This window comes from Acidovorax sp. SUPP1855, from assembly GCF_030158955.1.
In the GTDB taxonomy this organism is placed as follows: Bacteria; Pseudomonadota; Gammaproteobacteria; order Burkholderiales; family Burkholderiaceae_C; genus Paracidovorax.
In genome coordinates, this window is sequence record NZ_BQXI01000029.1 from 49,333 (window position 1) to 70,680 (window position 21,348).

17 protein-coding genes are annotated in these 21,348 nt (G+C 68.2%); 6 read left to right on the plus strand and 11 right to left on the minus strand.

Features of this window, described 5'->3' with window-relative positions:
* Positions 1-73: 73 nt before the first annotated feature.
* The 3 genes from AVMA1855_RS20935 to AVMA1855_RS20945 form a co-directional block, all read right to left on the minus strand.
* Positions 74-1,933, minus strand: coding sequence for a methyl-accepting chemotaxis protein (locus AVMA1855_RS20935; RefSeq protein WP_284427184.1), 1,860 nt, complete (start codon positions 1,931-1,933; stop codon positions 74-76).
* A 157-nt stretch (positions 1,934-2,090) separates the two neighbouring features.
* Positions 2,091-3,194, minus strand: coding sequence for a M14 family metallopeptidase (locus tag AVMA1855_RS20940; protein ID WP_284427185.1), 1,104 nt, complete (start codon positions 3,192-3,194; stop codon positions 2,091-2,093).
* 161 nt (positions 3,195-3,355) lie between these two features.
* Positions 3,356-4,561 (minus strand): M20 aminoacylase family protein, encoded by a 1,206-nt coding sequence (locus tag AVMA1855_RS20945; protein ID WP_284427186.1) that lies wholly within the window; start codon positions 4,559-4,561, stop codon positions 3,356-3,358.
* An 85-nt stretch (positions 4,562-4,646) separates the two neighbouring features.
* On the opposite strand from AVMA1855_RS20945, the gene argE reads away from it, so the two are divergent.
* A complete protein-coding gene (gene argE, locus AVMA1855_RS20950) occupies positions 4,647-5,801 on the plus strand; it encodes an acetylornithine deacetylase (protein ID WP_284427187.1) in 1,155 nt (384 codons plus the stop codon).
* A 22-nt stretch (positions 5,802-5,823) separates the two neighbouring features.
* Here argE and AVMA1855_RS20955 read toward each other — a convergent pair whose 3' ends face one another.
* Positions 5,824-6,966 carry an ABC transporter substrate-binding protein gene (locus AVMA1855_RS20955; protein ID WP_284427188.1) on the minus strand — a complete coding sequence of 381 codons (1,143 nt, stop codon included), beginning with the start codon at positions 6,964-6,966 and terminating at the stop codon, positions 5,824-5,826.
* A gap of 97 nt (positions 6,967-7,063) precedes the next feature.
* Here AVMA1855_RS20955 and AVMA1855_RS20960 point away from each other — a divergent pair, with 97 nt between their 5' ends.
* From AVMA1855_RS20960 to AVMA1855_RS20975, 4 genes are all read left to right on the plus strand, one after another.
* On the plus strand, positions 7,064-9,139 hold the full coding sequence (locus AVMA1855_RS20960) for a molybdopterin-containing oxidoreductase family protein (RefSeq protein WP_284427189.1): 2,076 nt from the start codon (positions 7,064-7,066) through the stop codon (positions 9,137-9,139).
* A gap of 301 nt (positions 9,140-9,440) precedes the next feature.
* Positions 9,441-9,809 (plus strand): DUF1428 domain-containing protein, encoded by a 369-nt coding sequence (locus AVMA1855_RS20965; protein WP_284401463.1) that lies wholly within the window; start codon positions 9,441-9,443, stop codon positions 9,807-9,809.
* Between the two features lie 374 nt (positions 9,810-10,183).
* The gene (locus tag AVMA1855_RS20970) at positions 10,184-12,226 is read left to right on the plus strand and encodes a TonB-dependent receptor (protein WP_284427190.1); all 2,043 of its coding nucleotides are present in this window, start codon (positions 10,184-10,186) and stop codon (positions 12,224-12,226) included.
* 47 nt (positions 12,227-12,273) lie between these two features.
* Positions 12,274-12,990 carry a DUF4198 domain-containing protein gene (locus AVMA1855_RS20975; RefSeq protein WP_284427191.1) on the plus strand — a complete coding sequence of 239 codons (717 nt, stop codon included), beginning with the start codon at positions 12,274-12,276 and terminating at the stop codon, positions 12,988-12,990.
* 427 nt (positions 12,991-13,417) lie between these two features.
* Here the strand turns inward: AVMA1855_RS20975 and AVMA1855_RS20980 are convergent, their stop codons facing one another.
* The 5 genes from AVMA1855_RS20980 to AVMA1855_RS21000 all read right to left on the minus strand — a co-directional run bounded on the left by AVMA1855_RS20980 (position 13,418) and on the right by AVMA1855_RS21000 (position 18,940).
* Positions 13,418-15,070 (minus strand): MFS transporter, encoded by a 1,653-nt coding sequence (locus tag AVMA1855_RS20980; protein WP_284427192.1) that lies wholly within the window; start codon positions 15,068-15,070, stop codon positions 13,418-13,420.
* On the minus strand, positions 15,060-15,467 hold the full coding sequence (locus AVMA1855_RS20985; RefSeq protein ID WP_284427201.1) for a DoxX family protein: 408 nt from the start codon (positions 15,465-15,467) through the stop codon (positions 15,060-15,062). The genes AVMA1855_RS20980 and AVMA1855_RS20985 overlap by 11 nt, the downstream gene beginning before the upstream one ends.
* A 14-nt stretch (positions 15,468-15,481) precedes the next feature.
* The gene (locus AVMA1855_RS20990) at positions 15,482-17,371 is read right to left on the minus strand and encodes an amidohydrolase (protein ID WP_284427193.1); all 1,890 of its coding nucleotides are present in this window, start codon (positions 17,369-17,371) and stop codon (positions 15,482-15,484) included.
* A gap of 45 nt (positions 17,372-17,416) precedes the next feature.
* The gene (locus tag AVMA1855_RS20995) at positions 17,417-18,103 is read right to left on the minus strand and encodes a hydrolase (protein ID WP_284427194.1); all 687 of its coding nucleotides are present in this window, start codon (positions 18,101-18,103) and stop codon (positions 17,417-17,419) included.
* A 111-nt stretch (positions 18,104-18,214) separates the two neighbouring features.
* A complete protein-coding gene (locus AVMA1855_RS21000) occupies positions 18,215-18,940 on the minus strand; it encodes a pirin family protein (protein WP_284427195.1) in 726 nt (241 codons plus the stop codon).
* Positions 18,941-19,126: 186 nt separating this feature from the next.
* On the opposite strand from AVMA1855_RS21000, the gene AVMA1855_RS21005 reads away from it, so the two are divergent.
* Positions 19,127-20,029 (plus strand): LysR family transcriptional regulator, encoded by a 903-nt coding sequence (locus AVMA1855_RS21005; protein ID WP_284427196.1) that lies wholly within the window; start codon positions 19,127-19,129, stop codon positions 20,027-20,029.
* Between the two features lie 58 nt (positions 20,030-20,087).
* Here AVMA1855_RS21005 and AVMA1855_RS21010 read toward each other — a convergent pair whose 3' ends face one another.
* A complete protein-coding gene (locus tag AVMA1855_RS21010; RefSeq protein ID WP_284427197.1) occupies positions 20,088-20,531 on the minus strand; it encodes a hypothetical protein in 444 nt (147 codons plus the stop codon).
* Positions 20,531-21,348: RHS repeat-associated core domain-containing protein (locus AVMA1855_RS21015; RefSeq protein WP_284427198.1), on the minus strand; the 818-nt coding region annotated here is incomplete at its 5' end. The genes AVMA1855_RS21015 and AVMA1855_RS21010, both read right to left, overlap by 1 nt.

Sequence of the window (21,348 nt, forward strand, 5' to 3'; positions counted from 1 at the left end):
AGGGCCTCTGTTCCTCCTGCCCCCTGGACCGCCCGGAGCACCGCAGCCCCCATCGCGTCAGCGCTGCATCCCGTCAAAAGGTTTCCCAGTCGCTCTCGGAGCCGGACCGGGAGGCCGGCGGCGCGGCGCGCGCTGCCGCCGGTGCCGAAGCGGCCGGTGCAGGCTTGGCTGCGGGCGCTGGCGAAGCGGATGGCGGCGCGGTGGGTGGCGATGCAGGCGGCGAATCCGACGCCTGCGGCCCGGCCTTGGGGGCCACGGCCGGCCCCAGGCGCTTGACCGCCGGCCTGGCGGCAGCGGAAGCTGCGAACCGTGGTGCCGCCACCGGCGCGGTACGGTGTACCGGCGCAGGCGCCGCCGCGGCAGGCAGCACGCCCTCGCCGCCCAGGTGGAACACCGCGGTCGCGCGCACCAGCTCGCTGGCCTGGGCGCTCAGGCTGCTGGCCGCCGCGGCCATCTCCTCGACCAGGGCCGCGTTCTGCTGCGTGGCCTGGTCCACATGCGTGATGGCTTCGCTGATCTGGTCCACGCCGCTGCTTTGCTCGGCGCTGGCCGCGCTGATCTCGCCCATGAGGTCCGTGGCGCGGCGGATCGCAGCCACCACCTCGGCCATGGTGTGGCCCGCCTTGTCCACCAGCGCGCTGCCGCGCTCCACGCGGTCCACGCTGGCGGTGATGAGCCCCTTGATCTCCTTGGCGGCCTCGGCACTGCGCTGCGCGAGGCTGCGCACCTCAGACGCGACGACCGCGAAGCCCCGGCCCTGCTCGCCCGCGCGGGCCGCCTCCACCGCCGCGTTCAGGGCGAGGATGTTGGTCTGGAAGGCGATGCCATCGATCACGCCGATGATCTCGCCGATCTTGCCGCTGCTGTCCTGGATGCCGCGCATGGTGTCCACCACCTCGGCCACCACCGCGCCACCCTGCTCGGCCACCGAGGAGGCGGTCTGTGCCAACTCGTTGGCCCGGCGCGCGCTGTCGGCGTTCTGCCGCACCGTGCTGCCCAGTTGCTCCGCCGACGCCGCGGTCTGCTCCAGGGCCGAGGCCTGCCGCTCGGTGCGCGAGGACAGGTCGTGGTTGCCGGCGTCGATCTCGCTGCTGGCGCCGGACACGCTTTCGGCGCTGGTCCGCACGGTCCGCACGACCGTGCCCAGCTGCGCGCTCATGCTGGCCATGGCCGCCATGATGCTGTCCGTGTCCCCCGGCCGCACGGGAATGCGCGAGGCCAGATCGCCCGCCGCCACCGCGTCCGCGACACGCTTGAGCTCCGACGGGTCGGCGCCGAGTTGCCGCACCACCGTGCGCAGGTAGATGCTCAGGCCGGCCAGGCAGGCCACCACGGCCAGCACCGCGGCCGTCGCCACCGCACGGCCCGTGGCAGCGTATTCCTTCACGTCGTTGATGCGGGAAGACAGGCGCTCGCCCTGGCGGTCCTTTTCCAGGCCCAAGGGCGCCAGCAGGCGGTTGCGGGCGGGGATGGTCTGGTCCACCAGGAAGGCGAAGGCGTCTTCCTTGCGATCGGCCTGGATGAGCGCGAGGTTCTGCTCGCCGGTGGCCCAGAACGCACGCATGAGCGCGGGCAGGGGCTCGTAGGCGCGGCGTCCTTCGTCGTTGACCATGTTGGCGCCGAACTCGTCGAGCGTCTTTTGCAGCAGCTGGCGCTTTTCGGCGATGTCGGCCAAGGTGGCGTTGCGCTCCTCCGGCGTGCGCGCCAGGATCGAGTGCCGCAGCTGCAGCGACACGCGCGTCACGTTCAGCTCCAGCGCCGCGATCCGCTGCAGCTGCGGCACGTTCCTGGAACGCACCACCTCCGCATCCTCGCTGATCTGCCCCATCATGATCCAGATCGCGACCGCCACCGCACCGAGCAGCAACAGGATGGCCCCGTTGATGAGCATCAGGCGGCGTGCGAGCGTGTTCCGTCCTTGTCGAACCTCCATGGCGATCCCCTCTGCATTTGATTGTTCTAACGGGCCTGCAGCAGGGCGGGCCCACGCGGCGCTGCGGATTGCGCGCGAAGGCCATTGTTCGCGTTATTCACGGGAAATGCCAGCCCCCCCGTGTCGCCATGGATGCCAAGAATCTGTCGCTGCGGCGCTATGCCGGGCCGCAAAGCCCGTCCACGGCCTGGAACATCGACTGCCGCGCCTGGCTCACCACCTGGCCTTTCCAGGCATCGGTGTCGGTGTAGAAGGCGGCCAGCATTTGAGCCCTGATCTGGGTTGCCAGCTCAGCCGGAGCCTCCGGATGCAGGTTCAGCCAGTGCTCGGCGCGCAGGGCCTGCATGACCTCCAGCACCGGCAAGGTACCGTATTCCATCGCGATGCCGGTAATTTCGGCCTGTGGACATTCTTCGTACACGCTGTTCCACATCAAGCCCGTGAGAAAGGCCGAAGTGGACGAACCGTCGTAGATCGAGGTGACCGGCGTGGCACCGCCGCCGGCCCACCAGTCGCGCGCGCGCTGCACCGAGGCGGCGTCGTCCCGGCCGGCATAGATGCGCTCGCCGTGGCCGCTCGGCCCCAGGCCCGTGTGCAGATCGATCCAGGCGATGCGACGGGCGTGCTCGCCCTGCTCGCGCAGCACCTGGCGCAAGGTGCGGTTGCTCCAGGTCGGGGCCGTGCCGCCGAAGAACAGCCCGCCCGGAAACTCATGCTGACCGCGGCTGATGGCGGCCTGCCACGCGGCCTCGCCGCGCTCGGCGATGAAGCGGAACACCGCCTCGCGGTTCTCGGCCGTGGGCGGCCACTGGTCGGGCAGCAGCAGCGGCTGGATCTCGCGGTAGGCCGCGTTCACCGGCAACGGCTGAGTGAAGTCGTGGAAATTGCGGTTCAGGTCCACGTTCTCGTGCGTGGCCCGGCGGATGTGCGAGAAGCCATACGGATTGAGCCCGTGCACGTAGAGCACGGCCACGCCCTGCTCGCGGGCCTTGGCGCGCCAGGCCTCGTCGTGCAGCGCGAACACCTGCACGCCGCTGCCGCAGTAGCCTTCGACCCCATGGCAGGCGCTGCTCACGATGAGCAGGTGCTGCGCGTGGTGCGGGCCGTCGCGCACCACGTCCATCGCCAGCGTCTCGCCGTCGCGCCCCTTGAGCGGGTGCGTGTGCGACTCCACCAGCAATCCGGCGGCCGCCGCGGCCTCCAGGAACTGGGTGCGGGCGCGCGCGTAGCTGGGGGAAAACGCCGGGACGATACCGATCATGAAGATCTCCGTTCAAGGGCCGAGGGGGCTGAAAAAGCAGCGCGAACGCCCCGCCGCAAGCGGCAGGGCCCAGGTGCGCCGGGCACCGGTGCGCAGAAGTGGAAAGGGGGGGACGCCACCCCGGCGCCCTTGGCGCCGAAGGGGGCGGGAGGCCCAGCGGATCAGCCGGCCGGCCGGGCCAGCCAGCCTTGTGCAAGTTGTACCCAGTAGGTGGCGCCGAGCGGGATCAGGTCGTCATTGAAGTCGTAGCTCGGGTTGTGCAGCGTGCATGGGCCGCCGCCATGGCCCATGGCGCGGTGGTCGCCGTCGCCGTTGGCGATGAAGCAGTAGGCGCCGGGCTTGGCCTGCAGCATGAAGGCGAAGTCTTCCGCGCCCATGGTGGGTTCCTGCCGCACCACGTTGGCCTCGCCCACGATGCCGGCCATGACCTGGCGCGCGAAATCCGCTTCGGCCGGCGAGTTGATGGTGGGCGGGTAGTTGCGCACGAACTCGAACTCGCACGTGGCCTCGTGCGCGGCGCAGGTGTGTTCGGCCACCTGCTTCATGCGGCGCTCGATCATGTCCAGCACCTCGACGCTGAAGGTGCGCACCGTGCCCTGCAGTTCGCAGCTGTCGGGCACCACGTTGGTGGCCTCGCCGGTGTGGATCATGGTGACCGAGATCACGCCCGCATCCACCGGCTTCTTGTTGCGGCTGATGATGTTCTGGAAGGCCTGCACCATCAGGCAGGCGATCGGCACGGGATCGGTGCCCATGTGCGGCATGGCCGCGTGGCTGCCCTTGCCGCGGATGACGATCTTGAACTCGTTGCTGGAGGCCATCACCGGGCCGGGGCTCACGGCGAACTGGCCGGCCTTCATGCCGGGCCAGTTGTGCATGCCGAACACGGCCTGCATGGGAAATTGCTCGAACAGCCCGTCCTCGATCATCACGCGGGCACCGCCGCCGCCTTCCTCGGCCGGCTGGAAGATCAGGTACACCGTGCCGTCGAAATCGCGGTGCTTGGCGAAGTGCTGCGCCGCGGCCAGCAGCATGGCCGTGTGGCCGTCGTGGCCGCAGGCGTGCATCTTGCCGGGGTGGGTGCTGGCGTGGGCGAAGGTGTTGAATTCGGTGATGGGCAGCGCGTCGATGTCGGCGCGCAGGCCGATGGCCCGGCCCGAGGCGCCGCCGTCGCGCCCGTGCACGATGCCGACCACGCCCGTCTTGCCCAGGCCGCGGTGGATGGGAATGCCCCATTCGGTGAGCTTGCCGGCCACCACGTCGGCAGTGCGGACTTCTTCGAAGCACAGTTCGGGATGCGCGTGGATGTCGCGGCGCACGGAGGCGATCGAAGGCGCCTCGGTCACGATGGAATCGATGAGTTTCATAATGTCTGTCTGTTCCTTGCCTTGCGATCTCACAGTCTAGCCCCGGTGCATGCAGCCCGACAACCGGGGATTGGAAACTCCACCCATGATCTCCGACCACGCCCTTTCCCTCGCCCAGACCCTGGTCCGCATGAACACGGTCAGCCAGAACCCGAACCTGGCGCTCATCGACTTCGTGCAACAGGCGCTGGCCCGCCTGGGGGTGAAGTGCCGGGTGACCCACAACGCAAGCAAGACCAAGGCCAATCTGTTCGCCACACTGGGCGAGGGCAAGCCCGCCGGCATCATCCTGTCCGGGCACACCGACACCGTGCCGTGGGACGGCCAGGACTGGACCTTCGACCCGCTCGGCGCCACCGTGCAGGACGGGCGCCTGTATGGCCGGGGCAGCGCCGACATGAAGGCCTTCATCGCCATCGCGCTCGCGCAGGCCGAAGCGTTCCTGAACAGCGATGCCCCTTTCGCCATCCACTACGCCTTCAGCTACGACGAGGAGGTTGGCTGCTTCGGCGTGAAGGAGCTCATCGCCGACATGAAGGACGCCGGCATCCGCCCGCTGGCCTGCATCGTGGGCGAGCCCACCAGCATGGTGCCGGCCATCGCGCACAAGGGCGTGTACCGCTACAAGTGCTGCGTGCGCGGCAAGGAGGCGCACTCCTCGCTCACGTCGCATTCGGTCAACGCCATCGAGATGGCCGCGCGCGTGGTGGGTCGCGTGCGCGACATGGCCGAGGGCTTCGAGCGGCACGAGCCGCGCTTCGAAGGCTTCGATGTGCCCTTCTCCACCGCCAGCGTGGGCCAGTTCCACGGCGGCATCGCCGACAACGTGGTGCCGCGCGATGCCGAGTTCCGCTATGAATTCCGCGACCTGCCCACGGCGGACGCCGCCGGCATGCAGGCCGAGGTGATCGCCTATGCCCGGTCGCTGGAGCCCGCGATGCAGAAAGTGGCGCCCAGCACCGGCATCACCTTCGAGACGATCTGCGAGATCCCGAGCTTCCTGGGCAACCGGGACGATGCCGTCACGCGGCTCGCTCAGCGCCTGGCCGGGGAACAGGGCACCACGCTGGTGGCCTTCGGCACCGAGGCGGGGCTGTTCAAGAACGCCGGGATTCCCACCGTGGTGTGCGGGCCGGGCAGCATCCAGCAGGCGCACCAGCCCGACGAATACGTCTCGCTGGACCAGCTCGCCCGCTGCGAGGCCTTCATGCAGGGGCTGGCGGCGACGCGCCAGCTGTAGGAAAGGAAAGCCCCGCGCCGGATCAGACGCGCACGCGGCCGTCGCCCGTGAGCATCGACATCTCCACGAAGTGCGACCCCATGTGGTTGCCGGGGCCGAACGCCACCTGGAAGCCCGCGATCTGCTGCGTGCCGAACCCTTCCAGCGCCGAGATCAGCGATTCGCGCGTGGGCCGGCCGCCGGCCTGGCGCAACCCCTCGGTGAACACGCGCGCGGCCAGGTAGCCCTCCAGGCTGGAGTAATTGGCCTGGACCTTGTTGCCGCCCTTCTTGATCGCGTCCTGGAACTCCCGCGTGAGCTGCCGGGCGGACTGGTAGGGCGAGGGCATCACCTGCGAGACCACCACGCCCGCGCCGTCGGCCTTGAGCTCGTCCATCAGCGCCTGCGTGCCCACGAACGACAGGTTGTAGAATGTGCCGCCGTAGCCCGCCTTGCGCGCGGCGCGCACGAAGGCAGCGCTGGCGGCATAGGTGCTGACCTGCACGACCGCCTCGGGCCGGGCCGCCACCAGGGTGCGTACCGCCGCGGCCACGTCCACCGAATTGCGCTCGACCGTGGCCTGCGCCACCGGGGCGAGCTTGTGGGCGCCCAGTGCCAGCGCCACGCCATCCAGGCCCGCCTTGCCATAGGCATCGTTTTGGTAGAAAACGCCGATCTTGCTCAGGCCCAGGTGGGTGAGCTTGTTCACGATGGCGGCGGTCTCGTCGTTGTACGAGGCCCGCACATGGAACACCAGCCGGTTCAGGGGCTGGCGCAAGGCCTCGGCCCCGGTGAACGGCGCGAAGAACGGCAGCTTGGCCTGCGTGAGCAGCGGCATCGCCGCCAGGCTGGTGGGCGTGCCTACGTAGCCGAACAGCGCGAATACGTCGTCGGTGATGAACTTGCGCGTGTTGGCGGCGCAGCGGTCGGGCTCGTAGCCGTCGTCCAGCGTGCGCAGCTCCACCGTGCGCCGGCCGGAGCCCGCCTGGGCATTCCACTGCTCGAAGTAAAGCTGGGCCCCCTGGTGCAGTTGCACCCCCAGTTGCGCGGCGGGCCCGCTGAACGGGGCGGACTGTCCCAGCACGATCGGCGCCTCCGATTGCGCCCGTGCCAGCCCGAAACCGCCGAGCGCGGCGGCCCCCAGGCCGATGGAAAACCGTCTGCGCCCCAACGCAATATGCTTCATGGTGAAATCCCCTCTTCGATCAAAAACGTCGACGTTCTGCGGGGTCGCCACCCCGCCATCGCTGCTGGTCGGTGAGTGTATCGACAGGAAAACCCCTATGTCCACGACTGAAATCCCCCCCCTTTCCGAGCCGGTCCGGCAAGTGCGCGGGGCCTGCCCCCACGATTGCCCCGACGCCTGCGCCCTGCTCACCACCGTGGACAACGGCGTGGCCACCCGCGTGCAGGGCAACCCGGCGCACGGCCACACCGGCGGCGTGCTGTGCGCCAAGGTGTCGCGCTATGCCGAGCGCACGAACCACCCCGACCGCCTGCTGCAGCCGCTGCGGCGCGTCGGCCCCAAGGGCCCGGGGGCACAGTTCGAGGCGGTGACATGGGACGAGGCGCTCACCGATATCGCCGCGCGTTTGACGCGCATCGCCGCCCACGCCCCGCAGGCCGTCCTGCCCTACAGCTATGCCGGCACCATGGGCCTGGTGCAGGGCGAAAGCATGGACCGGCGCTTTTTCAACCGGCTGGGCGCATCGCAGCTGGGCCGCACCATCTGCTCCACCGCCGGCGGCGAGGGCCTGAACTACACGCTGGGCGGCAAGCTGGGCATGAAGGTGGAGTTCTTCGCCGAATCGCGCCTCATCGTCATCTGGGGCAGCAACTCCATCGGCAGCAACCTGCACTTCTGGCGCTACGCGCAGCAGGCCAAGCGCGATGGCGCCCGGCTGGTGTGCATCGACCCGCGCAAGAGCGAGACCGCCGAGAAGTGCCACGAACACCTGCAGCTGCGCCCCGGCACCGACGCGGCCCTGGCCCTGTCGCTCATGCACGAACTGATCGCCAACGACTGGCTCGACCACGACTACATCGCGCAGTACACCGTGGGCTGGGACGCGCTGCGCGAGAACGCGCTGCAGTGGCCGCCCGAGCGCGCGGCCGAGGTCTGCGGCCTGCCCGTGGAGCAGATCCGCCAGCTGGCACGCGACTACGGCACCACGCGGCCCGCCGCCATCCGCCTGAACTACGGCATGCAGCGCGTGCGCGGCGGTGGCAACGCCACGCGCGCCGTGGCCTGCCTGCCCGCGCTCACCGGCGCGTGGCGCCACCGCGCGGGCGGCCTGCTGCTGTCGAGCTCCGGCCACTTTCCCGTGCAGCGCGCCCAGTTGCAGCGCCCCGACCTGCACACGGGCCCGGTGCCGCGCACCATCAACATGGTGACCATCGGCGACGACCTGCTGCGCGAATCCTCGCCGGAGTTCGGCCCGAAGATCGAGGCCGTCGTGGTCTACAACAGCAACCCCGTGGCCGTGGCGCCCGATTCCGCGCAGGTGGCCCGGGGCTTCGCCCGCGACGACCTGTTCACCGTGGTGCTGGAGCACTTTCGCACCGACACGGCCGACTACGCCGACTACCTGCTGCCCGCCACCACGCAGCTGGAGCACTGGGACGTGCACGTCTCCTACGGCCACACCGACGTGCTGCTCAACCGCCCGGCCATCGCGCCGCTGGGCGAGTCGCGCTCCAACGCCCGCATCTTCCGCGACCTGGCCGAGCGCATGGGCTACACCGAGCCCTGCTTTGCCGACAGCGACGAGGCCCTGTGCCGCCAGGCCTACGGCGATCGCATCGACTTCGGACAGCTGCTGGAAGTGGGCTTCGCGCCCCTGCCCCTGCCCGATGCGCCGTTCGCCGAAGGCGGCTTTCACACACCGTCGGGCAAGTGCGAGTTCTACAGCGAGCGGCTGGCGGCCCAGGGTCTGCCGCCCGTGCCGGTGCACGTGCCCAACCACGAGCTGCCGCAGCCCGGCGGCCGCTACCCGCTGGCCATGATCTCGCCGCCCGCGCGCAACTTCCTCAACTCCACCTTCGTGAACGTGCAGAGCCTGCGCAACATCGAGACGCAGCCGGTGCTGGAGATCCACCCCGACGACGCCGCCCCGCGCGGCATCGCCGACGGCACGCGGGTGCGCGTGTTCAACGACCGCGGCAGCTACGAATGCCACGCCGCCGTGAACGGCCGCGCCCGCCCCGGCGTGGTCAACGGCCTGGGCATCTGGTGGCGCAAGTTCGGCGTGAACGGCACCAACGTGAACGAGTTGACCAGCCAGGCCCTGTCCGATATCGGCGCGGCGCCCACGTTCTACGACTGCGTGGTGGAAGTGGCGGCGGTGTCCGAGGCTTGATGCGCACGGCGCCACTTGCCCGGACCACGGCGCGCCTTTTCATTCATGGTCCGTGCGCAGGCCGGCCAGCCCACGCAATGATTGGAGAATCTTGCAGCGGCAGTGGTCTGCGTCCCGAGGGTCTATCCTGAGAGGGCCGCGCTGTCGGAAGCGATAGGCTTTTGCGCGGTTCTTGCGCCTCTCAAAACCCGTTGCCCCCGGTCCGTCCTGCCGGTCGACTTGGTTCTCCTGCCGCCAGCGGAAGGAATACGGGGCATGCCCCAACAAGCGCGCCAACGATCAATCCAACAGGAGTGATGACATGTCGTACATCGATGGTTTCGTGATTGCAGTCCCTACCGCCAACAAGCAAAAGTTCATCGAGCATGCCCGTACGCTCGATCCCATATTCATCGAGTTGGGGGCGATCCGCGTGATCGAGTGCTGGGGCGACGATGTCCCCGACGGCAAGGTCACCGATTTCCGCAGAGCAGTGCAGGCCACGGCAGAGGAGACGGTGGCTTTTTCCTGGGTTGAATGGCCAGACAAGGCCACGCGCGACGCAGGGATGAAGAAGATGATGGAAGACCCGCGCATGGACCCCTCTGTTCCCGGCAACCTGCCCATGCCCTTTGACGGCAAACGCATGATCTTTGGGGGCTTCGAACCGGTGGTTGATGTGAAGGCGTAAGCGGCAAGTGGCCTTGTCGCCGCGCATGGCGGCTGCCTCGGCCACAACAACGGGCACGATGCCTTCGCCTGCACGAAGGAGGTCCTCAATCGTCGCCCCGCGCGCCGCGCCAGCCGGGTCCCGTTGCGGCCGCCCCACCGCTGGGCGCCTGGATGAACCAGTGCCTCGGCTGGGGGCTGCGATACGCCATGCGGCGTATTGAAGATCAAACGGCAGTTCTTCATACTCGGCGAGCCTTGGAACTGTGCTGCAACGCCATGGCGCCATCCGCGACCTCCTGCGCGGGCATATGACGCAACTGCGCAAGACCCGTGATCGGGATGGCCCCTGCGTGGCCCACCGGTCCTGCGTCTTCATTTCATACCGCAAAACCCATGACACGAGGTCCCTTCCTGCACCAGGCCAGCAATCTGCATGGTCGCCCCCTGTACGCCGCCATGGTGCTGGCCCTTGGAGCCCAGTGTGCAGCGGCTCAGGAAGCCTCGCCCACCCTGGACTCCATCGAGATCAAAGGTCAGGCGCTGCAGGGGGCTGCCTCCGCCTATTCCAGCACGAGCTTCGACAGCGAAGAGATCGGCGACAAGCATGTGAGCCAGCCGACAGAGCTGCTGCGCCATGTGCCCGGAATGAACGTGCAGAACTACCAGCTCTCGGGCGTGGCCGACACCATCGTGATGCGCGGCTTTGGCGGTGGTGGGCATGGCGGCGACGTGGGCGTCGTGCTCGACGGTATTCCGCTGAACGAAGCCATGTCGCACGCCGATGGGTATGTGGACCTCAATGTCATCGTGCCGCTGGAGATCGAGCGCTTCACACTCTACAAGGGCCCCGTATCGGCGCTGTACGGCAACTTCAATCGCGCCGGGCTGATGGCGATAGAGACGCGCAAGCGTGGAGAGTACCGGGAGGTGGATGCGAGTCTCGGCTCCCATAGCACGGTGGATCTGCAAGGCGCATGGGGTCTCAAACTGGGTGAGGGGGAATACCTGAACCTGGCGGCGCAGCACGACCGCACCGATGGCTTCCGGGCACAGTCGGACGATCACCGCAGCACATTGGCAGGCCGCTGGAGCAAGCGCATCAGCGCCGACCTGGACGTAGCGCTGTCGGGCCGCTGGCACGAGGCCGATGGCGATTCGCCCGGCTACGTCACGGCCGCGCAGTTCGCGCAGAACCCCTATGGCAAGGACCCGCGCGCCATGAACGATGGCGCCAACAAGCACTTCGCCACGCTGCGCGCGGACGTGAACTACGCACTCTCGCCCGACGTGAAGCTGCTGACGTTTGCCTACACCACGCAGCAGGACTTCACACGCTGGTTCAGCCGCCCGGTCAATGCCACCACCTGGCGCCAGCGCGAGGAGACTTACGACCGCAATGTCCATGGTGCAGGCACCAGCCTGAACGGCCGCACCCCGGTGGCAGGAACCCCGCTGAACTGGGTGGCCGGGCTGGAGACTTTCCGCGAAGCCACCGACTACCTGTACTTCGACGGGCTGGACAACCGTGCGCGCCTGGCCCCTGCCATCAACAACCGCACCTCGAAGCTGAACAGTGTCTCGGCCTTCGGAGAGATCGAAGCGCCCATCCACCCTCTGTTCAAACCCTCGGCCGGACTGCGCTGGGACCGTTTCACCGGCAATTGCGAGCGCAACGGTGCCGAGACGGGTACCGACCCCTGCGGCCCGCTGGCCAGGATGTCCCATGCCAGCCCCAAGCTGGGCGTGCGCTCCGACGTCGCGCCGGGCGTGCAGCTGCGCGCCAGCTGGGCCGAGGGCTTTGCCTTGCCCAGCACCTTCGCCAAGTACGCACTGGGCGCCGCCACGCTCGACCCCAACGTCTTTCGCCAGACCGAGGTGGGTGCGCAGTTCAAGCCCGTGCAGGGCCTGGTGCTGGATGTAGCGGCCTTCCGCCTCACCTCCTCCGACGAGATCCGCACCGTGGCCCCCGGCGTGTACGAGAACAATGGCGCCACGCGGCGCAGCGGCGTGGAGGCCAGCGCCCTGTGGGCAGCACACCGCGACGTGGACCTGGCCCTCACCTGGGGCAGCGCGCATTCGCGCATCACCGAGAACGGCAATGCGGCCCTCATCGGCAAGCAAGTGGCCGGCGTGCCGCGCTACATGGCCACGGTGAGCGCCACCTGGCGGCCTGCCGCGGACTGGTCCACCACTGCCACTTGGCGCCGGGTGGGCGCCTATGCGGTGAACGCCGACAACAGCGTGGGCTATGGCGGCTATGCCACGGTGGACCTGAGCGCTGCGTACCGAGTCGCCAACCGCTATGAGATCTACGCCGCCATCGCCAATGTGAGCGACAAGGCCTATGCCACCTCGGCCTCGGTCATCGGAGGCACGCAGGTCTTCGCATCCGGTGCGCCGCGGACCTTCAAGCTCGGCACCAAGCTGCAATTCTGACCTGTGACCACCCGATCCAGGAAGCTCAGGCAATCCAGGAGAACGCCATGAAAACCACCACCCCGACACCACTCCTGCGCCTGCTGGCCATCACAGCGCTGGCCCTGGGCCTGGGCTCCGTGCAGGCCCACAACGTCTGGCTGGAGCCTGATGCCAGCGGCGGCTACCTCGTGCAGTTCGGCGGGCACGAAGGCCAGCTGGAGACCTACCCCGCTCACAAGCTGAAGAGCCTGCAGGCCTTCGATCGCCGTGGCCGCAAGATCGACGTGGCGGTGGAACCCCGGCCCGATGGGGTGCGCGTGAAGCCCGAGCGCCAGGCCGCGTTGCTGGCGGCCCACTTCGACAACGGTTTCTTCAGCAAGGTCGAGGGTGGCCAGATGGTGAACAAGCCCATGACCGAGAACCCCGGCGCCACCAGTGGTGTGCATGCGCTCAAGTACCACAAGACCATCATCCAGTGGGGCGTGATCGCAAAGAAGGAATTGGGGCAACAATTCGAGATCGTGGCCCTGGAGGCGGACACGCCCGATGCAGGCCAACCCATGCGTGTGCGCGTGCTGTTCGATGGGAAGCCCATCGCCGGCATCCGGCTGTCGCTGGGCGAGAGGGGGGCGCCCGTCACGACGGCTGAAGACGGCACTGCGACGGTCACGCCCACGGCGGGCATCAATCAGTTGCTGGCGATCCGCCGCGTGCCGGTGGCCAATGACCCACGCACCACCAGCATGAGCTGGGAGTACCTGCTGGCGTTCCCTGCGCACTGAGACCGGCTGGCACGACCTGCCGAAAGCTGACCTGCCGGCGACGGCTGAGGGACTGGAATGCTGCGGGCCTGGGCAACCACTGCTGGGTCGTGGAGAGAAACCCACGCTTGGTTTGCAGGGTTCGGAAATCCTCTGCTCTCGCCTTGTCGAGCGGTCGTGTCAGCCACTCTTCATCTCCCGAAATTTGCATCCGTTCTCGAATAGCGTTGACCATGACACGTGCCGCGCGCATCGAAGCGCGGGTGGCCTGACGCAGACGCAGCTCCAGCCCGGCGCCATCGGCCCTGCAGCACCGGCAAAAAAATGCTATTAATTTAATAGCATAATGCCCTAGTGGATATTGTGCTGGAGCCCTTTTCGACCTGAAATCCGGCGTGGCGGCGTCCGGCCCGCCACGCCCGTAACGGCAGCCACCGCCCCGCCAGCATCACGCCGCACCCGCCGCCACGCTCTGCGCATCCAGCGCCAGATAGTGGTGCACTGCCGGCCGCTCCGGCCCCACGTGGTAGCGCAGCGCCTCGGCCTGCAGGTCCGCGTCGGCCTTGGAGACGCGGCCGTGCTGGCGCAGGTGCTCGGCCCACGACTCGACCAGGAACCACTCGATCACGCGGCCAGGCTCGGCGGAGTGTTCCGCCACGCCCCAGGCATAGGCGCCGTCGCGGCGGCGCTCGCGCGCCACGTGCTGCATGGCCTGCAGGAACGCGGGCAGGTCGGGCGTGCGCACGCGGTACTCGATCTGCACCATCACCGGGCCGCGGTCTTGCGCCACAGGCTCGGCCAGCAGCGGCTCGGGCCAGTGGTTGGACGGCTGCAGGTCGGCTTCGCCGGTGGGCAGCTTCACGCGGTGAAAGAGCCACGCCGCCAGCACCAGGCCGCCCGCGCCGGCCAGCAGCGTGGCCGGCAGGCCCGCCTGCCCCGCCACCAGGCCCCAGCCCAGGCTGCCGGCGGCCATGGCGCCGTTGAACACCATGAGGTAGATCGCCAGGCCCCGGCCGCGCACCCAGTTGGGCAGCACGGCCTGGGCCACGCCGTTGAGCGTGGTGAGCGCGATGATCCAGCCCAGGCCCAGCACCAGCATGAGCGCCACGGCGGCCTCGCGCGGCGGCGCCAGGGTGAGCACGGCCATCACGCCCGCGGTGAGCAGCGAGGCCAGCAGCACCAGCCCGTCGGCATCCAGGCGCTTGCGCAGGCGGGGCAGCAGCACCGCGCCGAGGATGGCCCCGGCACCGACCGCGCCCAGCATCACGCCGTAGAAGCCCGCCGTGCCGCCCAGCATGCGCCGCGCCACCAGCGGCAGCAGCGCCCAGACGGAACTGGCGAACAGAAAGAACACCGCTGCGCGCAGCAGCACCACGTGCAGTTCGCGGCTGGCGCGCGCGTAGCGCAGCCCGGCGCGGAAGGCGCCGAAGAACTGCTCGTTCAGCCCGGTGGGCTCGGCCTTGGGGCGCTTCCACCACAGAAGCGCGGCGATCACGAAGCCGTAGCTCGCCACGTCCAGGCCGTAGGCCGCGGCCGCGCCGAAGCTGGCCAGCAGCAGGCCGCCGGCCGCGGGGCCGATGGCGCGGGCGATGTTGATGCCCAGCGAATTGAGCGCCACGGCGCTTTTCAGCTCGCTGCGGGGTACCAGTTCGGGCACGATGGACTGCCAGGTGGGCCCCATGAGCGCCGCGCCGATGCCGCCCACGAAGGTGAGCGCGATGAGCGATTCCACGGTGAGCGTGTTCGTGCGCGCCATCACCAGCAGCGTGCCGCTCACGCAGGCCAGCAGCACCTGCACGGCGATCAGAAAGCGCCGGCGGTCCAGAATGTCCGACAGCACGCCGGCCGGGATCGCGAGCAGGAAGATCGGCAGCGTGGCCGCCGTCTGCACCAGCGCCACGGCGGCGGGACTGGACGACAGCTCGGTCACCATCCACGAACTGGCCACGTCGCGCATGAAGCTGCCGATGTTGCCCAGCACCGTGGCGGACCACAGCACCGCGAACAGCGGCAGGCGCAGCGGCGCGAAGCTGCCCGAAGGTGCGGGCGCGGCGGTGGCCGCGGCGGACGGTGAATCGTGTGGGTGATCGTCATGTGCCATAGAGGCCTCCCAGGTCGTGCCAGGCGACGAGCAGCATGCCGCCCACCAGGCCCCAATGTTCGAAGAATGCGTTGGCGGCGCGCTGTCGCTCGGGCGGTGCCACCTGCCAGAAGCGGTCGGCCAGGAACGCCGCCAGCACGGTGAATCCGGCCAGCGCCAGCGCGCCCAGCCAGCGGTGCCAGCCCGAGACGATGAGCAGCGAGGCGCCCAGCTGCAGCGCGATGGTGGCCACCGCGACGGGCGCGGCGGGCGCCAGGCCGAAACGGCGCATCTCGGCCACGGCGCCGGCGAAGTCTCGCGCCTTGCCGATGCCGCCCTGCAGGTAGGCCGCGCACAGGCACAGCAGCGCGAGCGACTGCACCCAGGGCGCGGTGAAGGCGCCGCGCAGCGCGTCCATTCCGTTCGCCACGGTCACACCGCCCAGCAGGCGCAGCCCAGGGCGCCCCAAAAGCCCTTCAGGTCGGCAATCGGCAGCCGGCTGCTCCAGGCCGTGGCGTGCTGGTGGCCGTGCACGTTGCAATCGTTGGCGCAGGCGCACGCGGCGGCGGCGCGGCGCACCACGGCCTGCAGCGGCGCGCCCTCCTGCGTGCCCCAGCCGGCATAGCCGCCGAAGGTGCGCACGGGCGACCAGTCGGGCATGGCGGGCGGCGGTGCCGCGTCGTCGAAGCGGGCGAAATCACCGGCGCCATACACCACCTTGCCGCCCACCACCGTGAGCAGCGCCGTGGTGTCGGCGATGTCGGATTCGGGGCAGGCGAAGAAGTCGCGGTCGGGCACGGTCAGGTCGGCCAGCTGGCCGGCCTGGATGCGGCCCTTCTTGCCTTCTTCGTTGCTGAACCAGGTGACGTTCTCGGTCCACAGCCGCAGCGCCGCTTCGCGGTCCAGGCAGTTGCGCTGCGGCGTGATCTGCAGGCCGCCCACGGTCTTGCCCGTGATGAGCCACGACAGCGACACCCACGGGTTGTAGCTGGCCACGCGCGTGGCATCGGTGCCGGCCGAGACCTTGACGCCCTTGTCCAGCATGCGCTTGACGGGCGGCGTGGCCTCGGCCGCGCCGGCGCCGTAGCGCTCGACGAAGTACTCGCCCTGGTAGGCCATGCGGTGCTGCACCGCCACGCCGCCGCCCAAAGCGGCGATGCGGTCGATGGACTTTTCCGAGATGGTCTCGGCATGGTCGAAGAACCAGTTCAGGCCGGCCAGGGGCGTGTCGCGATCGACCTTCTCGAACACGTCGAGCGCGCGCTCGATGGTCTCGTCGTAGGTGGCATGCATGCGCCAGGGCCAGCGGTTCTGCGCCAGGATGCGCACCACGCCTTCGAGGTCGTCCTCCATCTCGGGCGCCATGTCGGGGCGCGGCTGACGGAAGTCCTCGAAGTCCGCCGCCGAGAACACCAGCATCTCGCCCGCGCCGTTGTGGCGAAAGTAGTCCGTGCCCTGCTTGTATTGCGACGTGGCCGTCCAGTTCAGGAAGTCTTCCTTTTCCTGCTTCGGCTTTTGCGTGAACAGGTTGTAGCCCAGGCGGATGGTGAGCTGATCGGCATCGGCCAGTTCCTGGATCACCTGGTAGTCGTCGGGGTAGCTCTGGAAGCCGCCGCCCGCATCGATGGCGCCCGTCACGCCCAGGCGGTTCAGCTCGCGCATGAAGTGGCGCGTGGAGTTCACCTGGTATGCGTGCGGCAGCTTGGGGCCCTTGGCCAGCGTGGCGTAGAGGATGGCCGCATTGGGCTTGGCCAGCAGCAGCCCGGTGGGATTGCCGGCGCTGTCGCGCACGATCTCGCCACCGGGCGGCGCGGGCGTGTCGCGCGTGTAGCCCACGGCGCGCAACGCGGCGGCGTTCAGCAGCGCGCGGTCGTACAGGTGCAGGATGAAAACCGGCGTGTCCGGAGCCACGGCGTTCAGCTCGGCGATGGTGGGCAGGCGCTTCTCCGCGAACTGGTGTTCGGTGAACCCGCCCACCACGCGCACCCACTGCGGCGCGGGCGTGACCGCCACCTGGCGCCGCAGCATGCCCATGGCATCGGCCAGGCTCTTCACACCGTCCCAGCGCAACTCCATGTTGAAGTTGAGCCCGCCGCGGATGATGTGCAGGTGGTTGTCGATCAGGCCCGGCAGCGCGCTGCGGCCGTTCAAGTCGATGCGCCGCGTGCCCAGCCCGGCCAGCGCCAGTACCTCGCGGTCGCTGCCGACGCGGGTGAAGCGCCCCTGCGCGATGGCCACGGCACTGGCCGTGGGGTTGGCGCGGTCCAGCGTGGTGAAGCGGCCGTTGTACAGGATCAGGTCGGGAGGGGTGGGCGGGGTCATGGGCAGGCTCCTTGGGGGATTGGCAATGCGAAGGGTGCGCTCTTTTCAACCCTCGTGGGCGTTGAACATGGCCTTGGCATAGGTGATGCCCAGGCCGTAGCCACCGCCGAACTTTCTGGCGATGCCGGTCGTCATGTCGTACGTGTCCGTGCGCGCCCAGTCGCGTTGCAGCTCCAGCAGATACTGCAGCGCCGTGATGGGCCGCGCACCCGCCTGCACCATGCGCTCCATGGCGCGGTGGTGGGCCTCGGTGGAGATGTCGCCGCTCGCATCGGCGATCACGTACACCTCGAAGCCCTGGTCGAGCGCCGACAGCGCCGGGCCCACGATGCACACGCTGGTCCACAGGCCCGCCAGCACGATGCGCGGCTTGCCGATCTCGTTGATGCGGCGGATCACGGCCTCGTCCTCCCAGGTGTTCATCGACGTGCGGTCCAACAGCGCCTGGCCGGGGAACGGCGCGGTCACCTCCTCGAACATCGGGCCGCTGAAGCTCTTTTCCGCCACGGTGGTCAGGATCGTGGACACGCCGAAGCCCGCCGCCGCGCTGGCCACCAGGCCGGCGTTGGAGCGCAGCGTGATCGCATCGATCGAATGCGTGGCGAAGGCTATCTGCGACTGGAAGTCGATCATCACCAGCGTGTGGTCCTGCGGGTTCAGCAGCGTGGCGCCGGGCGTGGCGGTGGCGACGGGCTTGGCGGCGGCGTTGATGCGGGTGGCGGTGGCGGTCATGGCAAAACTCCTGGATGGATCGAGTGAATGGAGGAGAGAAAACAAAAAAACGGGGAATCGAAAGACAACAAAGAAGGCAGGCGGGGCGGCGGTGCCGCCGCCCCTTGTCGATCAGTGCGGCATGGCGGGCAGCTCGTTGGGGCGCAGGTCGAACACCAGCACCTCGGCACCTTCGCCCCTGGCAAAGCGCAGGGCGCCAGCGTCGCGGATGCGGGCGCCGTCGCCTTCGGACAGGCGCTCGCCGTTCACCTCCAGGCTGCCGCGGGCCACGTGCACATACACGTTGCGGCCGGGGCCCACGTCCAGTTCGGCGGCCTCGTCGCCGTCGAACAGGCCGGCATGCACGCGGGCATCCTGGTGCACGGCCAGCGAGCCGTCGGCCCCTTCGGGCGAGATGATCAGCCGCAGCCGGCCGCGCTTTTCGGCTTCGCTGAAGTGCACCTGCTGGTAGCGGGGCGTGGCGCCGGTCACGCCGGGCACGATCCAGATCTGCAGGAAGTGCACGGGCGCTTCGGCCGAGTGGTTGAACTCGCTGTGGCGCACGCCGGTGCCGGCGCTCATCATCTGCACGTCGCCGGGGCGGATGACCGAGCCGGTGCCCATCGAATCCTGATGCTCCAGCGCGCCTTCCAGCACATAGGAGAAGATTTCCATGTCGCGGTGGGGGTGCGTGCCGAAGCCCTTGCCCGGCGCCACGCGGTCGTCGTTGATGACCAGCAGGTCCGAGAAGCCTTGCTGGTTGGCATCGCGGTAATGGCCGAACGAGAAGGTGTGGTGCGAATGCAGCCAGCCGTGGTTGGCGTTGCCGCGCTGGTGGGCTTTGCGGATGTCGAGCATGGTGCGTTTCCTTTCGGTTTCTTCGATGAAATTCACACTGGGGGCCTGTCGCTGAAATCGCCTCGATTTCATTGGTCTTCAGTGCTGCGGTGAAGAAAGTATCCCGCGCCGTGATGGGGCGCAGGTTGAAAGGTTTGGCCGTCCATCATCGATAATTTCGATGATTCAATCCCCCGGCCTGCCCCCATGCTGAAACTCACCCTCGAAGCCATCGAACTGGTGGACGCCATCGCCCGCCACGGCTCGTTCGCCGGCGCATCCGAGCGCCTGCACAAGGTGCCGTCCACCATCTCCTATGCCATCGGCAAGCTGGAGGACCAGCTCGGCATCGCCCTCTTCACCCGCAACGGCCCGCGCGTGGCGCTCACGCCCGCGGGGCAGGAAATGCTCAAGGAAGGCCGCTGGCTGCTCACGGCCGCGCACCAGCTCGAATCGCGCATGCGGCAGATCGCCACGGGGTTCGAATCGGAGCTGCGGCTGGTGCACGACTCGCTCATCCCCACCAGCGCGTTCAACCAGGACATCTGCGCCTTCGAGGACCTGCACTGCGGCACGCGCCTGCGCATCGGCTGCGAGGCGCTCACGGGCACCTGGGAGGCGCTGCGCGACGGCCGCGCCGACATCGTCGTGGCGGCGGGCGAAGGCCCGGCCGGCGGCGGCTACAAGGCGGTGGCCGTGGGCAGCCTGGCGTTCGTGTTCTGCGTGACGGCCACGCACCCGCTGGCGCAGCTGCAGCGCCCGATCACCCGCAGCGACCTGCTGGACCACACCGCCGTGGTGGTGGGCGACGGCGCGCGGTCGCTCACCGACCGCACCGTGGGCCTGCAGTCGGGCCAGCGCCGCATCACCGTGCCGTCGATGCAGGCCAAGATCGCCTGCCAGGCGGCGGGCCTGGGCCACGGCTTCCTGCCGCGCGCGTGCATCCGGGTGGAGCTGGAGACGGGGGTGCTGGTGGAGCTGCCGGTGGAGGAACCCCGCCCCGACGAGACCTTCTGGCTCGCCTGGAAGCCCGAGCACATGGGCGAGGCGCTCAAATGGTGGCGCCAGCGGCTGGACCGGCCGCTGCTGCCGGGCATCCTGCCGCAGTGAGGGCGCCGCCGACTCGGCCGATCACAGCGGCAAGCGTCGCTGCGACGGCCGATTCCCGTCAGGGGGGTGCCAGCCGCTGCGGGAATTTGCGATAGATCTTTTTCAGCACCCAGATTTCCCCGCATTCCAGAGCCAACCACAGCGGGAAAAGCGGCATCACCATAAAGATGAAAAACACCCGCAAGGGAAAATAAAGGAGAAAAAACATCCCCACAAAAAACCCGTGCCGCGGCTGCTTGTTCCTGATGAAAAACAGGATGAAGACGAGAAAAGCCAAGCCCGAAGTCAGAAGGACGTGGGCGCCCAGCAGCAGATAGGCCATCGCCTTGGGCAAATAATCATGGGCTGCCACCCATTTGGGCAGCAGTTCCTGAAAGGCCGATGCGACCATCGACAGAAAGAACACGAGGATGCCCAAGCCCAGAACGGCGAATGGAATCCAACACGCGTAAGCCATCCATTTCGAAGGGGCCTGCAATGCTTCGGGACGCGGGTTCTTCATCAATTCCAAATTCTCCTGGGGTCGTATTTCCATGCCGAGGGATCCAGGGGCACAGGATTCGGCCATGTACCCTGGGGCCACAAATTACCGCCATAGAAGTTTTTGCTGACTCCGGATTCGGTGAAGGCCTTGTCGTGGTACGCATCGATTTCATTGCCTTGCGTACAGCCGTTTTGATCGACCTTGCCAGCGGCCTGCGCCGCCTTGTCCGAGGCGACCAGCTTCCCCCGGATGCTCGTCAAAACCTCGGACTGCTTGAGCGACTTTCCCTGAATGGCGGACTCTGCGACGAGGGCCGTTTTGACCACCGCGTTCACACTCATATTTTCGCCTCGGCATATCAATGCCCCGGCAGGGTAGTAACTGCATTGGGGCTTGCTTTTCGCCATGTCATCGTAGTAGCTGCAAACAGCCGTATCCCCTTTGCCATCGAACGATGGAAGGGACGGCATCTCGATATTGGTCCACTCGAACAGACCCAGCGGATCAATGTACTGAACGGGATTGACCGGATAGGTACTGGGATGCACGCCACCAGATAATCCGATCGGATCCTGCGTGATGTACTGCCCCAGGTGAGGGTCGTAGTACCGGAAGCGGTTGTAATGCAATCCCGTCTCGGCATCGATCTGCTGGCCCTGCAGCCGGATGCTCTGCTCGATCCGATGCGGGTTGTACTCCTCCTGCACCTCTCCCCAGGCGCCGTAGCTGGCCGCCCAGGTGATCTCGCCGGCCTTCTCTCCGTTGCCATCCACCAGCCCGATCGGCGTGCCCAGGTGGTCGCACAGGTAGTGCCGGATGGTGAGCGGGTTGCCCG